This is a genomic window from Streptomyces sp. NPDC002888 (assembly GCF_042888465.1).
In the GTDB taxonomy this organism is placed as follows: Bacteria; Actinomycetota; Actinomycetes; order Streptomycetales; family Streptomycetaceae; genus Streptomyces.
The window spans coordinates 111,818-126,183 of record NZ_JBIAPU010000001.1; the positions used below are offsets into that span (position 1 = coordinate 111,818).

Below are 14,366 nucleotides of genomic sequence, written 5' to 3' on the forward strand. Positions count from 1 at the left end.
CCCGGGGCGGCCGACGGTGCGCGTCGGCCGGCCCCGGAGCCCGAGCGCGCACGAAAGGCACGGGACAGGGGGCGCTGGCCAGTTCTTTCGACGCAAGGGGTGCGAAACGACATGACAACCACCGACTACACCACGTCCGTCGCCTACAGGGAGGTGACGGACCGCAACGGCCGCGTGTACCGGATCGGCGAGTCCGATCTGGACGTCATGGGCCGTAAACGCAGGTGGATGGTCATCCTGCCCTGGGTGGGCATGATGGGCATCAGCTCCGCCGAGTACGCGTTCACGTCGGCGGAGGACACGCTCCACGAGGCTCATCTGTGGAGCAGCGGACACATCTTCTGGCTGATGGGCGTCTGGGTGTTCTTCCAGGCGGCCGTGGCCTTCCCGGCCGGACAGTTGCGGGAGAGCGGCAGACTGCCCGCCCGTACGGCCATGCTGATCGGCGCGGTCGGCACGCTGCTGGGCTATCTGTCGCTGGCGTACGCGCCGAACGTGCTCGTCGCCTACTTCGGCTTCGGCATGTGCAGCGGAATCGGTGCCGGTCTGGTCTACGCGACCTGCGTGAACATGGTCGGCAAGTGGTATCCGGAGCGCAAGGGCGGCAAGACGGGCTTCGTCAACGGTGGTTTCGCCTACGGCTCGGTGCCCTTCGTGTTCCTGTTCACCTCGTACATGGACCTGGGCAACTACCAGGGCGTGCTCGTCTCGGTGGGTGTCGGGCTGTGCCTGGTGGTGGCCACGGCGGGCTGGTTCTTCAGAGACCCGCCGAAGAACTGGTGGCCCGCGCACGTGGACCCGCTCAGGGTGGCCGACGACCCGAAGATCCGCCGGGCGCTGGAGAAGAACCCGCCGGCGGTCAAGCAGTACACCCCGAAGGAGGCCGCTCGCACTCCCGTCCTGTGGATGATGTGGTTCTGTCTGCTGTGCACGGCCGGCATCAACATCTTCGGCATCGCCTTCCAGGTGCCGTTCGGCAAGGACATGGGGTTCGCGGGCGGGATCGTGGCCACGGCGATGTCCCTGAAGGCGATCGTCAACGGCACCGGGCGCGGGGTGATCGGCTGGATCTCCGACAGGTTCGGCCGCCGCAACACACTGATCATCGTGTGTCTGGTGCTGGGCACCGCCCAGTTCGGGGTGCTGGTCTCCGGCCAGATGGGCAGCATGCCGTTCTTCCTGTTCTGCTCGATGGTCTCCGGATTCGGCGGCGGGGCGATCTTCCCGCTGTTCGCGGCCATGACGGCGGACTACTTCGGCGAGAACAACAACGCCTCCAACTACGGCATGGTCTACAGCTCGAAGCTGATCTCGGGCCTGGTGGGCTCCGGGATGGGCAAGCTCGTGGTCGACGCGTGGGACTACGAGGGCGCGTTCGTCATAGCGGGCTCCATCGGGCTGGCCTCCGCGGTGCTGGCGCTCTTCCTGAAGGCTCCGGGCAGGCCGAAGGCCCGAGGCGTCGTCCCCAACCCACAGCCGCTCGGTGAGGAGATGGCGTGACATGACGGCCGACCCCGTCGCTGCGAACAGCTCGTTCGGCACATCCCGACGCCGCGAACCGTCCCTACCCGGCGGCGGCCTCGGCTCCGTGGTGGTCGCGACCTGGGCTACGACGGGTGCGTACGCGCTGGCCGGCGGGGTGTCGATGGTGGCGGCGGCGATCGCGCCGCTGCTGCGGCAGCCCGGGCACGACAGAGACGGGGCACGGACCGCTCAGCCGCAGGCGGCCGGCTGATCCGGTCGCGTCCTGTTCATGAGGCGGCTCTCCCCGAGGCGGCCCTCCCCGCGTTCGGACTCGGGGAGGGCCGCCTCACGCGCGCGTGCGGGTCAGCACTTCTCGCGCAGCGAGTGCAGGTGCTCACTCGAACGCCGCGCGAACGTGAACGACTCGGTCGGGTTGTCGTGTTCGGCCTGCCAGTGGTGGGCGAGCCGTTCGCCGCGCAGTCGGGTCACGGCGGAGATGAAACGCTGGTAGTCGATGTCGCCGTCGCCGACGTCGGTCATGCGGTAGCCGTACTGGTTCTCCGGGTCGCTCACGCCGTCCTTGACGTGGAAGAGCGGGTAGCGGTGGGGCTGCCTGAGGACGTAGTCGAGCGGTTCGAAGGGCGCGGGCGTGCCGTCGGGCCGCTTCGAGAAGCGGAACTGGCCCGAGTACGCCCAGAAGATGTCCATCTCCAGGAAGACGAGGTGGGGGTCGGTCTCGGCGAGCAGCACGTCGTACAGCCGCACCTTGGGGTTGTCCGTGGCGAAGGAGAACTCCTCGGAGTGGTTGTGCTGGTAGAACTTGATGCCGCGTGCCCGCGCCGCCGCCCCGTACGTGTTGAACTCCTCGGCGGCGCGTTTCCACGCGTCGACGGTGGAGCCGTAGCGGAACGGGCCGGAGGCGGTGCCGATGTGCTTGAGGCCGAGCGCCTCGGCGTCGTCGAGGACCTTGGTGAGGTTCTGCGCGAAGGTGTAGGCGCCCGGGTCGCTGGAGTAGTAGCCGACGTGGCTGCCGATCGGATTCAGGCCGTGGTTCCTCGCCAGCCGCTTGAGCTGGGCGAGGGTGATGGGTCCCGCCGAGCCCTGGGTGTAGCCGGCGAACTCGACCTCGTCATACCCGTATTTCTCCAGTTCCGCGAAGACGGGGGCGAAGCCGAGCGTGGAAACCTTGTCGCGCAGGCTGTACAGCTGGATGCCGAGCCGGCCGGGCGGCAGGACGGGGCGACCGCGGCCCGCCGCCGAGCTCGCGGCGTCCGTGCCGTCCGCGGCGGCGGTGGCGGGGGCCGCGGCGGCGCCCAGCAGGGCGGCGGCGGAGGCACCGGCGGCCACGCCGAGCATGCCTCGTCTGGTGAGCCGGTGGGTGAGTTCGGGGTCGGACCGGAAGGTGCGGCTCATGCTGGAACTCCTCGAGGTCTCGGGGCGTTGTCAGTGGTGAGTGCTTCACTTGTGACCAGTCAGGACAGATGACTGTCCGGACAGACGACCTGTCAGGACAGGCCGGCCAGTTGGAGCAGGAGTGACTTCACGTCGGTGGCCGCGACACGGTCGCCGACTGCACGGGGGGTGGAGCAGATGAGGAGCGGACCGTCGTCGTCGCTCGCCGGAAGGCGGCCGTGGCTGCCGCGAATAGGTGAGGCGTCCAGGGGCACGACCGCCATGCGGTAACGCATGCCGAGCTTCTTGCGTGCCAGGGCCGTGGCCGCTTTGACCTTCACATACGGGTCGAGCGGATCCATGAAGAGCTCGACGGGGTCGTAGCCGGGTTTGCGGTGGATCTCGACGAGCCGCGCGAAGTCGGGCGCGTGGGCGTCGTCGAGCCAGTAGTAGTACGTGAACCAGGCGTCCGGCTCCGCCACGGCAACGAGTTCGCCGGAGCGCGGGTGGTCGAGATGGTGCTCCTTCTTGCCCTCGTCGTCGAGGATTCGCTCGATGCCGGGCAGATCGGCGAGCGCGGCCCGGGTGGCGTCGAGGTCCTCGGCGCGGCGCACGTAGACATGGGCGATCTGGTGGTCGGCGACGGCGAAGGCACGGGACGCCATCGGGTCCAGGTACTCCATGCCGTCCTGCGTGTGCACCTCGAGCAGTCCGGCGCGGCGCAGTGCCCGGTTGATGTCGACGGGCCTGCTCACGCGGGTGATGCCGTATTCGGAGAGCGCGACGACGGTACGGCCCTCGGTGCGGGCGTCGTCGAGGAGCGGGGCGAGGGCCGCGTCCAGGTCGGTCGCCGCCTTCAGGGAGCGCGGGTCGTCGGGGCCGAAGCGCTGCAGGTCGTAGTCGAGGTGAGGGAGGTAGCAGAGCGTCAGGTCGGGGTGGCGGGTGCGGATGACGTGGCGGGTCGCGTCGATGATCCAGCGGCTGGAGACGAGGTCCGCGCCCGGGCCCCAGAAGTGGAAGAGCGGGAAGGTGCCGAGTTGCGCGGTGAGTTCGTCGTGGAGGGCCGGGGGCCTGGTGTAGCAGTCGGGTTCCTTGCGGCCGTCGGCGTAGTAGATCGGACGGGGGGTGACGGTGATGTCGGTGTCGGCGCCCATGGCGTACCACCAGCAGATGTTGGCGACCGTGTAGCCGGGGTGGGCCCGACGGGCCGCGTCCCACAGCTTGTCGCCGGCGACGAGGCCGTTGTGCTGCCGCCACAGCAGTACGTCGCCGAGCTCGCGGAAGTACCAGCCGTTGCCGACGATGCCGTGCTCCGACGGGAGGGTGCCGGTGAGGAAGGTCGACTGGGCGGCGCAGGTGACGGCGGGCAGGACGGTACCGAGCGGCGCCCGGGAACCGGATCCGGCGAGGGCGTTGAGGTGGGGCATGTGGTCGAGGAGACGGGGGGTGAGGCCGACGACGTCGAGGACGAGGAGAGGAGTGGGGCCCGGGGTGGCCTGGCGGGTACTCATGGCAGTGCGGTGGGTGCTCATGGCAGCTCCTTCAGGCCGAGGTCCGTCAACAGGTCGCGTGCGAGGGCGAGTTCGGCGGCGATGCCGTCGGTGAGCTGGGTACGGGCGCGGGGGCGCAGCTCGGGCGGGAGGGCCTGCCAGGTGTAGGTCTCGACCTCCAGGTGGTGGGTGAGCGGGTGCGGGCCGCCGACGAGCCGGGTCAGCGCGGTCTTCAGCACGGGGAGCGTGGAGGTGAGGGGCGCGGCGGGGGCCGCGTGCAGCGGTACGTGGAAGTGGGCGCGCCAGGGTGTGGTGTCGGGCAGGGCGTCACCCTTGAGCGCCTCGCCGAGGTCATCGGTGCCGCGCAGGCCGACGGCGATGGGGGCCTCTCCCGCTCGGGCCGAGTTGAAAGTGGGGGATGTGCGGGTCTGGTGCAGGAAGCGGGGTTCGTCGAAAGCGGCGAGGGCCTCGCGGACCTCGGGGAGGTGGGGGTGCTCGGCGTGCAGGGCGGCCGAGAGCTGGGACTTGACGATGGGGACGCGGGCTCGGGTGAGGGCGTCCAGGGCGGTGTGCGGGTCTTCGAAGGAGGTGGCGAGGTGACAGGTGTCGACACAGATGCCGATGCGGTCGTGGGCGATCGCGGTGAGCGGGGCGATGGCATCGCCGGTGGTCTCGACGACGCAGCCGGGTTCCGGTTCCAGACCGACGCGGATGGAACGGCCGGTCAGCTCCGCCAGCGCGTCGAGGCGTTCGGCGAGGGCGCGCAGCGCGGCGCGGGCGGCATCGGCGCGGGCGGAGTCCTGGGCGGTGCGCCAGGCGAGCGGCAGGGTGGAGACGCTGCCCTCGGTGACGTCGTCCGGGAGGAGACCGGCGAGGACGCGGGCCAGGGAGGTGGTGTGGTCGAGGCGTTCGGGGTCGGCCCAGTCCGGCTTGTAGACGCGGTACTTGACCTCTTCGGCACCGAAGCCCTCATAGGGGAAGCCGTTGAGAGTGACGACCTCGAGGCCGCGCCGGTCGAGTTCGGTGCGCAGTCCGCGCAGCGCGGACGGGTCGCTGACGAGGGTGCTCGCCGCGTCCCTGGCGAGCCACAGGCCGATGCCGAGGCGGTCGCGGCCCAGGCGTCGGCGGACGGGTTCGCAGTGGTCGCGGAGCTGGGCGAGGACGCCGTCGAGGGTTTCGGCGGGGTGCACGTTGGTGCAGTAGGCGAGGTGGACGGTGGTGCCGTCGGGGTGGCGGAAGCGCATCGCTCACTCCCCGCCACGCAGCAGGGAGTTGCCCTCGTGGGTGGCATCGGGCGCGCCGACGTCGAGGTTCAGGCGTCCGCTGAGTCCGTAGAAGGCGACGGGGTTGCGCCACAGCACCCGGTCGACATCGTCCTCGCTGAAGCCCTCCGTCAGCATCAGGTCGCCGACCCTGCGGGTCTTGAGGGGGTCGCTCCTGCCCCAGTCGGCGGCGGAGTTCACCAGGACCCGCTCGAGCCCGAAGGCATGGAGGATCGCCACCATCCGCCGCTCGTCCATCTTGGTGTCGGGATAGACGGAGAAGCCCAGCCAGCAGCCGCTGTCCCTGGCCTCCTTGACGGTGGTCTCGTTGAGGTGGTCGACCAGCACCCGCTCCAGGGGCAGTGCGGACTCGCGGACGACGTCGAGGGTGCGGCGCAGTCCGGCGAACTTGTCGCGGTGCGGGGTGTGGACGAGCGCGGGCAGGCCGTGGTCGGCGGCGAGCTGGAGCTGGGCCGCGAGGGCCGTGTCCTCGGCGGGGGTCATCGAGTCGTAGCCGATCTCACCGACGGCCACGACGTGGTCCTTGACGAGATACCGGGGCAGTTCGTCGAGGACGGGGACGCAGCGCGGGTCGTTCGCCTCCTTGGGATTGAGGGCGAGCGTGCAGTGGTGGGCGATGCCGTGCTGGGCCGCGCGGAACGGCTCCCAGCCCAGGAGCGAGTCGAAGTAGTCGAGGAAGGAGGCGGGCGAGGTGCGGGGCTGCCCGAGCCAGAAGGAGGGCTCGACCACGGCGCGGACACCCGCGGAGTGCATGGCCTCGTAGTCGTCGGTGGTCCGGGACGTCATGTGGATGTGGGGGTCGAAGATGCGCATCAGGACTCCTCGCCGTGGGGGCGGTCCGTGCGGGGCTCGGAACACGCGGACCGGGTGAGGGTGAGAACGCGGTTCAGGTCCGCAGGGACGGGGCGGTCGGCGGCGGTGCGTTCGGCGGCGTAGTCGGCGAGCATGCGGGCCAGTTCGGGGTCGGCGCGGGCGCGGCGGTCGAGGTCGGTCACCTCGTCGACGGGCACGCCGGTGAAGAGGCACTTCAGAACGGCGTGGCGCCAGGTGTGGGCGTCGAGGTGCCGGGCGCCGTAGGGGCCGACGGCGGCGGCCAGCAGCCGGGTGTCGTTGGTGCGCAGGGCGTCCTCGACGAGCGTGAGGGCGTCGGGGCCCGGCACGAGGTGGGGCAGGGCCTGGAGGACGGCGCGGCGTTCGGCGGCGGTGCCCTGGAAGTAGACGTGGGCGAGTGCGGTCGGATCGGCCCGGGACGCGTGCAGGATGAGGACGCGCACGGCGTCGGCGTGTTCCGCACCGCAGCGGCGCCCTGCCTCGGCAAGGCGCAGCTCCCACACGGAGATGGGCCCGTGGAGTCCGGGGTGGGCGGTGGCGTCGTCGAGAGCTCGCCCGAGCCAGGCGCGGGCGGGGGCGTCGAGGGCGGCGTCGAGGTGGGCGCGCACCTCGGGAAGTGGGGTGTGGGCGACGGCGGGGCCCTTGACGTCGGGGGCCGGTGTCTCTGGGGTCGGGGGCGTCGAGTCGGCCGGGGGGCGGGCCGGGTGGGCCGCGTGCGGGCGCGTCATGAGGGGTTCCCTTCTGGGGTGGCGGAGGGCTCGCCTGGGGGTGGGGCTGCTGGTGCTGTCGGTGGGCTGGGCGGTGCGGTGGCCGTGGCCCGTGGGGGCATCGGCGGGGTGTCCGTCTCTGCCCGGGTGTGAAGAGGTGCGGTGGGTGAGGCGGCATGGCGCAGGAACGGAAGGGAGAGTTCGGCGAAGTGGGGGCCGGCGTGGGAGTGCCGGGGCAGCTCGACGACGGTCAGGCCCCGATAGCCGGTGGCGGCGAGAGCGGCGAGGACGGGTGGGAAGTCGATGTCTCCGTCTCCGAAAGGGAGGTGTTCGTGGACACCGCGGCGCATGTCCTCGATCTGGACGTGACGCAGCCAAGGGGCGGCGGCTCGTACGCAGTCGGCGGGAGAAAGGGGCTCGAGGCACTGGCAGTGGCCGATGTCGAGCGTGAGACCGAGGAGATCCGGGTCGCCGAGGGCTCGGCGCAGTCGGTGGAAGTCGGCGAGAGTGGCGAGGAGATGGCCCGGTTCGGGTTCGACGGCGAGGGGGATGCCGGCGGTGGTGGCGGCGTCCAGGACGGGGGCCAGGGACTCGGCCAGGCGCTTCCAGGCCGTGTCCTCGTCCGTGCCCCTCGGCACGGTCCCGCTGAAGCAGTGCACGGCGTGCGCGCCGAGCTCCGCGGCGACCTGGACGGCACGGATCAGCAGATCGACGCGGCGGTCCCGGTCGTCCGGGTCGGGGTCGAGGAGAGAGGGCCCGTGTTTGCGGCGCGGGTCGAGGACATAGCGGGCGCCTGTCTCGACGGTGACCTCCAGCCCCAGCTCGTCCAGCCGGTGGGCGAGGTGGCGCGTGCGGGCGGCGAGGTCCGGGGCGAGCGGGTCAAGGTGCATGTGGTCGAGGGTCAGGCCGACACCGTCGTAGCCGAGGTCGGCGAGGAGGGCGAGGGCGTCGTCGAGGCGGAGGTCGGCGAGGCCGTTGGTGCCGTAGCCGAAGCGGAGGGAGCTGTTCGGCGGGGCGGGTTCTGCGGCGACCGGGGCGGGGACGGCGGGCGCGGGGGTGGCAGGCGGGGCGGCCCGACCGCCGGGGCGAGGGCTCATGTGACGCTCACCTTCCTCGCGAATCTGCCGGCCGCCGGGGCGAGGGCCGCGACGAGCAGGGCGGTGACACCGGCTCCGGAGCGGGCGGCGAGCGCGGCCTGGAGCGGGATCGTGGCGCGGATGCCGCCGCCGACCGCCCGTTGGGTGAGAGGGGGTGACGGGTTGAGGGCCGCGTGGAAGTAGGGGCGGGCGGCGGTCGCGGCATAGACGGCACCGAGGGCACTACCCAGGGCGTCGGTGACGGGCTGTGCGGGGCGGTCGGGCCCCGGCGGCCCGCCTGCGGGTCGCCGGATCAGCCGGGGCAGGAGTCCGGTCAGCAGGGCGGTCGCCGCGAGGGCTGCCAACGGGGTCCGTGCCGAGCCGCCTCGGGTCTCGTGGCGGGAGACGGCCGTGACCGTGAGGGTGTGGGTGGCCAGCAGGCCGGCCGAGGGCAGCGCCTCGCGGGTGCGGCCGGCGGTGGCCGCGGCGCCCAGGAGGAGGTCCAGGGCACGCGCGGCGGCCATGGCAGCGGGACCGGCCGGCGTGTGCTTCAGGGCGAGGTCGTACGCCCAGACCGTGGCCGCGAGTGGGGCGGCGACCGTGAGTGCGGGGCGGCCGGCGCGGGCCGCGAGGGCCAGTCCGCTCACCGTGAGGGCGCAAGCAGCCGTCAGAGCGGCGGAGGGACGGACTCGGCCGGACGGGAGGGGGCGGTGCGGGCGTTCGGCGGCGTCCTCCTCACGGTCGGCCCAGTCGTTGAGGGCCATACCGGCCTCGTAGAGACACAGGGAGGAACCGATGGCGAGCAGAGTGCGGGAGCTGGGAGGCGCGGTGGTCGCCGCGGCGCCCGCCAGTGCGTCCCCGGGGACGGTGAACAGCGCGGGGATCCGCAGGAGTTCGGCCCAGGCACGGCCGCGTTCCCGGCGGTCGCCCGGGGAGACGGACCGGCCCACGGCCCCACTTCCCCGCCTCACTCCTGCTCCCCCGTTCGGGCGTTCCTCAGCCGTTGCGCGAAGCCGGCCAGTGCCGCGTACTGCTCTCCCAGGGCCGGCGGCCCGTCCCCCACCGGGTCCTTGAAGAAGAAGCCGAGTTCGGTGAGGGGGCCGGAGAGGCCTGCCTCGTGGGCGCGGGAGGTCAGGCGGGCGAGGTCGAGGACGAGGGGTGCGGCCAAGGACGAGTCGCAGCCCTGCCAGATGGTCTGGAGGATCATGCGGGTGCCGAGGAAGCCGTCGAAGGCGATGTGGTCCCAGGCCGTCTTCCACTCGCCGAGCGCCGGTACGTCGTCGATGTGGACCTGGCCCTCCGGGGCGGTGCCCAGGGTGTCGGCGAGGACACGTTCCTTGCCCGCGTTCTTCGCCGCCGCGGCCGCCGGGTCGGCCAGGGCCGCGCCGTCGCCGCCGCCCAGCAGGTTGGTGCCGGACCAGGCCCGGACCGCGAGGGCGCGCTGGGTGAACATCGGGCCGAGGACGGAGCGCAGCAGCGTCTGGCCGGTCTTGCCGTCACGGCCGGCGTACGGCAGGCCGCTCGCGTCGGCGGCGGAGGCGAGAGCAGGATGGTGCAGGCCGGTAGAGGGGGTGAAGTTGACGTACGGACAGCCGGCGCGCAGGGCGGCCGCGGCGTACAGCGAGCTCGGCGGCAGCGTGGATCCGGTCGGCGCGGGTTCGGTGGACGCCACGTTCACCACCACCGCCCGCGCCAGACCGCGCCGTCGTACGAAGTCCCGTAGGTCGGAGGCGAAGGTGCTGATCAGCTCCTCCGCGTCCCGGGTGTCGCCCGGGACCGGGCCTCCTGGCCTGATCTCCCGCTCCGCCGCGTCCAGTTCGGCGGCGACGGCGGACGGCAGGCCGGGGGGCAGTACGCCGCCGGCCGCCAGTTCCTCCGCCCGTTTGGGCAGCGGGCAGTCCACCGTGTCGTGGCCGCCGAAGACGAGCGACGACAACGCCGGCAGGCCGCTCTCCGCGAACGCCGGTGTCTCGGTGACCAGGCCGGTCGGCGGGTGCAGGCCCGCGGTGACGGCGGCGCATCCCGCGACGACGGTGGTGGCGACGGAACCGCGTGCTCCGATCAGCCAGACACCGACACGCGAGCGTGAAACGGATGCGGACATGAGCAGCCTCCTTGTCGAGGACACCGACACGGACAGGACCGACACGGACGGGAAGGAGAGGGACGGCAAGGAGACGGCGGGCGGGAGTCCGGCGTCCCCCGCCCGTCGCCGTTCAGTCGCCCTGCGAAGCCGTACGGACCGAGGGCTTCGCGGGCAGTTCCTTGAGCCGGACGTCACGGAAGGACACCTGGTCGTCGGCTCCGTGGTTCTGGAGACCGAGGTGTCCGTCGCGCAGGCTCCGGGCCGGATCGGTGTTGGTGAAGTCATTGATCTTCACGCCGTTGAGCCACACGCGGAGTCGTTCGCCCTGCACGCGGATCTCGTAGGTGTTCCACTCCCCCGGCGGGTTCAGCGCGCGGTCGCGCTTCCTGATGTCGGCGGACTGGAAGCCGTACACGGCCCCGGTGGTCTTCTCAGGTACGTCCGTGGCGTCGATCTGAACCTCGTAGCCGTTGTTCACCGCCGACCACGGATCCGTCGAGGGCGGAAAGCCCACGAACACACCGGAGTTGTCGTCACCGGAAGCACCGGACGTCTTCCAGTCGAGCTTCAGGGAGTACGCCCCGAAGCTCCGGTCGGCGTACCAGAGCAGGCCCATCCCGCCCGACGACGTCAGCGTGCCGTCGTCGTCGAGAGTGAAGGAGCCCGGGCCCGCCTGCTGCCAGCCGGCGAGCGAAGCCGACGTACCGTCGAAGAGCGGCCGGTAGCCGTTCTCCGGGCGGCAGTCGGCCTGCGCGTCGCCGATCGCCCAGCGGATGCCGCCCAGCAGGTGGGCGAGGAAGGCGGGTTCGGCGTACGACTCGCCCGTGTGGCCGCCTCCCGTGTAGAAGGCGCGGCCGCCCCGGTAGTTCTGGCACCAGGCGATCGGATGGTCGCCGTTCATGGTGCCGCCGGTGTAGGACGACTCGTCGAGCGAGGCGAGGACGTGGGCGTGCTCGCGCGGGTTGGAGCGGTAGTTGTACCACTCGTCGGTGCGTTCCCAGGCCCGCGGCAACCCCGAGGTCGCCGGGTGGGCCCGGTCCTCGACGTTCACCTCGGCCTGCTGGATCGCCGGGTGCGACTGGAAGTAGGCGCCGGCGAGGCCGCCGTAGAACGCCCAGTCGTACTCGGTGTCGGCGGCGGCGTGGATGCCGACGTAGCCGCCGCCGTGGCGGATGTAGCCCTCGAAGGCGGTCTGCTGGGCGGCGTCGAGGACGTCTCCCGTCGTCGACAGGAACACGACCCCGTCGTAGCGGCGCAGGTTGGCGGACGTGAACGCGCCCGCGTCCTCGGTGGCGTCGACGGTGAAGCCGCCGCGTTCGCCGAGCTGCCGTACCGCGGCGACGCCGGCCGGGATCGAGTCGTGGCGGAAGCCGGCCGTCTTGGAGAAGACGAGCACGCGCCTGCCGTCGTGATCGGGCTGGGAGACGGCCGGGTGCGCGACACAGCCGAGGAGCAGGGCCGCCCCCGCGACCGCGGTGGTCAGTTGGCCTCTTCGGCGCATGGGAGCCTCCTCTCAGCCCGTGGTGAAGGTGAAGTCGTCCACGTCGAACAAGGCGCCCGAGCCGCCCTTGAAGACCAGGTAGAGCGTGGTCGTGGCCCTCGGTGCGCGGGACAGGGCGGCGGTGACGTCCTGGAAGTTCTCCCAGCCGCCGGTCACCGGGACGGTCGCCTTGCCGAGCAGGGTGCCCCTCGGGGATCCGGCGCGGACCTCCAGCGTGCCGCCAGCGCCGCCGGAGGAGACGCGTGCCGTGATCTGCCGGGCGTTGCTCAGGACGTACGGCGTGAAGGAGATCCAGTCGCCGTTGTCGATGTCGCCGACGGTCCGGCCGCCGTGCGCGGTGTCCTTCGTGATGACGGTGACGCCGGAGGAGTCACCGAAGTGCTCGGCCTGGCGGTGGCAGGGCTGGGCGACGTTCTGGTCGTGCGTGGTGAGCGCGGCCTGGCCGCCGCCCCCGCCGTCGGTGTACTCGGCGTCGAGGACTCCGAAGATGTTGGCGTCCTCGTCGTGGCCGCCGTCGGCGCTGGTCTGGAGGGTGCCGGTGCAGCCGTTGGCCGAGGTCACCGGGTGGCCGTGGCTGTCGTGGCCGAGGACGAAGGTGACGGTGACCTTGGAGCAGTCGATGCTTCGGTCCTCCGGGTCGGTGACCTTCACCTTGAAGGGGATCGCGTCACCGAAACTGAACAGCTGCCCGTCCTTCGGTGCCTCCAGCACGACCGTGGGCGCGGTGTTGCCGACCACGATCTGCACGCTCGCACTGCCGGTGCGGCCGGTGGTGTCCCGGGTGGTCAGGGTCGCGGTGTAGGTCCCGTTCCTGCGGTACGTGTATGTCGGGTTGGCCCGCGTCGACTTTCCGCCGTCGCCGAAGTCCCAGCTGTAGGTGAGCGCGTCGCCGTCCTGGTCGGCGGTGCCCTCGGAGGAGAACCGGACCTTCAGCGGGGCCTGCCCGGAGGTGCGGCTCGCCGCAGCCTGCGGTACCGGGGAGTGGCCGTCGGTGGCGTTCTCGATGCGGTACAGGGCCGAGTGCTCGTCGCCGCCGAACCACGAGACGCCGTAGTCGAGGACGTACAGCGCGCCGTCGGGGCCGAAGGCCATGTCCATGATCTGGGTGCCGGTCCACGGGATGTCGCTGATCGACTGCACGGTGCCGTTCGCGTCGCTCGTGATCCGCTTGATCCAGCGACGGCCGAACTCCCCGGCGAAGAAGTCCCCGTCGTAGGCCTGGGGGAACTTCACCGGCGAGTCGAGCGAGGCGTCGTAGTGGTAGACCGGGCCGCCCATCGGGGACTCGGAGCCGCTGCCGAACTCGGGGACGGACCCTCCGTCGTACGGGATCCAGGCGGGCTGGGCCGGGGGCAGGTCGGTGAGGCCGGTGTTGTTCGGGGAGGTGTTCTTCGGGGCGGCGCAGTCGAAGGCGGCTCCGGAGGCGCCGGTGGCGAAGTCGTAGTCCACGTAGGCGTCGTTGTCGCCCGTGCAGTACGGCCATCCGAAGTTGCCGGGGCCGGTCACCCGGGCGAACTCGACCTGGCCGCCCGGTCCGCGGGCCGGGTCGGCGGCGCCCGCGTCGGGGCCGTAGTCGCCGACGTAGAGGATGCCGGTCTTCTTGTCGACGCTGAAGCGGAACGGGTTGCGGAAGCCCATCGCGTAGATCTCGGGGCGCGTCTTCTCCGTACCGGGGGCGAAGAGGTTGCCGGCGGGGACGGAGTACGAGCCGTCGGCGTTCACCTTGACGCGCAGGATCTTGCCGCGCAGGTCGTTGGTGTTGCCGGACGAACGCTGGGCGTCGAAGGCCGGGTTGCGGTTCGCCCGCTCGTCGATCGGGGTGAAGCCGTCCGACTGGAAGGGGTTGGTGTCGTCGCCGGTCGACAGGTAGAGGTTGCCCGCCGCGTCGAAGTCGATGTCGCCGCCGACGTGGCAGCACAGGCCCCGGGAGGCCGGGACGTCGAGGATCTTCGTCTCGCTGGCGTTGTCGAGCGTGCCGTCGGTCTTCAGGACGAACCGGGAGAGGCGGTTGACGCCGTCGAAGGGCGCGAAGTCCGCCGCGGTGCCGGTCTCGGGGGCGTCGCCGGCCGGGGTGTTCAGCGGAGGCGCGTAGTAGAGGTAGATGAAACGGTTCTCTGAGAAGGCCGGGTCGACGCCGATGCCCTGGAGGCCCTCCTCGTCATGGGAGTAGACGTCGAGCTTGCCGGCAAGCCTGGTGTTGCCGGCCGCGTCCGTGAGACGGAGTTCGCCGTCGCGTGAGGTGTGCAGGACCGAGCGGTCCGGGAGGACGGCGAGCGACATCGGCTCGCCGACCTCCGCCTCGCCCTTGGCGAGGGTGACCTGCTGGAAGTCCTCGGCGGCGGCCGCCGCCTCCCGGCCGGCGACGGCTGCGCCGGCCGTGGGTGCGGTGAGGCCGAGCGACGCGCCTGCCAGCAGAACCCCGCTGATCAGGGCGGCTGACTTGCGCCAGGACAGGCGTCGTCTGTGGGTCATTGTTCGGTCGGTGCGGGTGGTGCGGGTGGTGCAGTCGTTCCCGTGCACGGATGCCTCCAGAAAG

12 protein-coding genes are annotated in these 14,366 nt (G+C 71.6%); 2 read left to right on the plus strand and 10 right to left on the minus strand.

The features are described from left to right. The first annotated feature begins 111 nt into the window (after positions 1-111). Both ACFYWX_RS00480 and ACFYWX_RS00485 read left to right on the plus strand, forming a co-directional pair. Positions 112-1,500: an OFA family MFS transporter gene (locus ACFYWX_RS00480; RefSeq protein WP_389421797.1), complete on the plus strand. Its 1,389-nt coding sequence runs from the start codon at positions 112-114 to the stop codon at positions 1,498-1,500. Position 1,501: 1 nt separating this feature from the next. Further along, a complete protein-coding gene (locus ACFYWX_RS00485; protein WP_389421798.1) occupies positions 1,502-1,735 on the plus strand; it encodes a hypothetical protein in 234 nt (77 codons plus the stop codon). Positions 1,736-1,827: 92 nt separating this feature from the next. Here ACFYWX_RS00485 and ACFYWX_RS00490 read toward each other — a convergent pair whose 3' ends face one another. The 10 genes from ACFYWX_RS00490 to ACFYWX_RS00535 all read right to left on the minus strand — a co-directional run bounded on the left by ACFYWX_RS00490 (position 1,828) and on the right by ACFYWX_RS00535 (position 14,302). After that, positions 1,828-2,877: a sugar phosphate isomerase/epimerase family protein gene (locus ACFYWX_RS00490; RefSeq protein WP_389421799.1), complete on the minus strand. Its 1,050-nt coding sequence runs from the start codon at positions 2,875-2,877 to the stop codon at positions 1,828-1,830. A gap of 92 nt (positions 2,878-2,969) precedes the next feature. Further along, on the minus strand, positions 2,970-4,388 hold the full coding sequence (locus ACFYWX_RS00495; protein ID WP_389421800.1) for an alkaline phosphatase family protein: 1,419 nt from the start codon (positions 4,386-4,388) through the stop codon (positions 2,970-2,972). After that, entirely contained in the window at positions 4,385-5,590 is a 1,206-nt protein-coding gene (gene eboE, locus ACFYWX_RS00500) for a metabolite traffic protein EboE (RefSeq protein WP_389421801.1), read from the minus strand. The genes ACFYWX_RS00495 and eboE overlap by 4 nt, the downstream gene beginning before the upstream one ends. Positions 5,591-5,593: 3 nt before the next feature. Further along, positions 5,594-6,442: a TatD family hydrolase gene (locus tag ACFYWX_RS00505; RefSeq protein WP_389421802.1), complete on the minus strand. Its 849-nt coding sequence runs from the start codon at positions 6,440-6,442 to the stop codon at positions 5,594-5,596. After that, positions 6,442-7,188 (minus strand): EboA domain-containing protein, encoded by a 747-nt coding sequence (locus tag ACFYWX_RS00510; RefSeq protein WP_389421803.1) that lies wholly within the window; start codon positions 7,186-7,188, stop codon positions 6,442-6,444. The genes ACFYWX_RS00505 and ACFYWX_RS00510 overlap by 1 nt, the downstream gene beginning before the upstream one ends. Continuing rightward, positions 7,185-8,264 carry a sugar phosphate isomerase/epimerase family protein gene (locus ACFYWX_RS00515; RefSeq protein ID WP_389421804.1) on the minus strand — a complete coding sequence of 360 codons (1,080 nt, stop codon included), beginning with the start codon at positions 8,262-8,264 and terminating at the stop codon, positions 7,185-7,187. The genes ACFYWX_RS00510 and ACFYWX_RS00515 overlap by 4 nt, the downstream gene beginning before the upstream one ends. Continuing rightward, positions 8,261-9,193 carry an SCO3242 family prenyltransferase gene (locus ACFYWX_RS00520; RefSeq protein ID WP_389421805.1) on the minus strand — a complete coding sequence of 311 codons (933 nt, stop codon included), beginning with the start codon at positions 9,191-9,193 and terminating at the stop codon, positions 8,261-8,263. Before ACFYWX_RS00520 ends, ACFYWX_RS00515 begins: the two co-directional genes overlap by 4 nt. Before the next feature lie 17 nt (positions 9,194-9,210). Then, the gene (locus ACFYWX_RS00525) at positions 9,211-10,347 is read right to left on the minus strand and encodes an inositol-3-phosphate synthase (protein ID WP_389421806.1); all 1,137 of its coding nucleotides are present in this window, start codon (positions 10,345-10,347) and stop codon (positions 9,211-9,213) included. 112 nt (positions 10,348-10,459) lie between these two features. Continuing rightward, a complete protein-coding gene (locus tag ACFYWX_RS00530) occupies positions 10,460-11,830 on the minus strand; it encodes a ThuA domain-containing protein (protein ID WP_389421807.1) in 1,371 nt (456 codons plus the stop codon). Between the two features lie 12 nt (positions 11,831-11,842). Beyond that, positions 11,843-14,302: a PQQ-dependent sugar dehydrogenase gene (locus ACFYWX_RS00535; protein WP_389421808.1), complete on the minus strand. Its 2,460-nt coding sequence runs from the start codon at positions 14,300-14,302 to the stop codon at positions 11,843-11,845. Between the last annotated feature and the right edge of the window lie 64 nt (positions 14,303-14,366).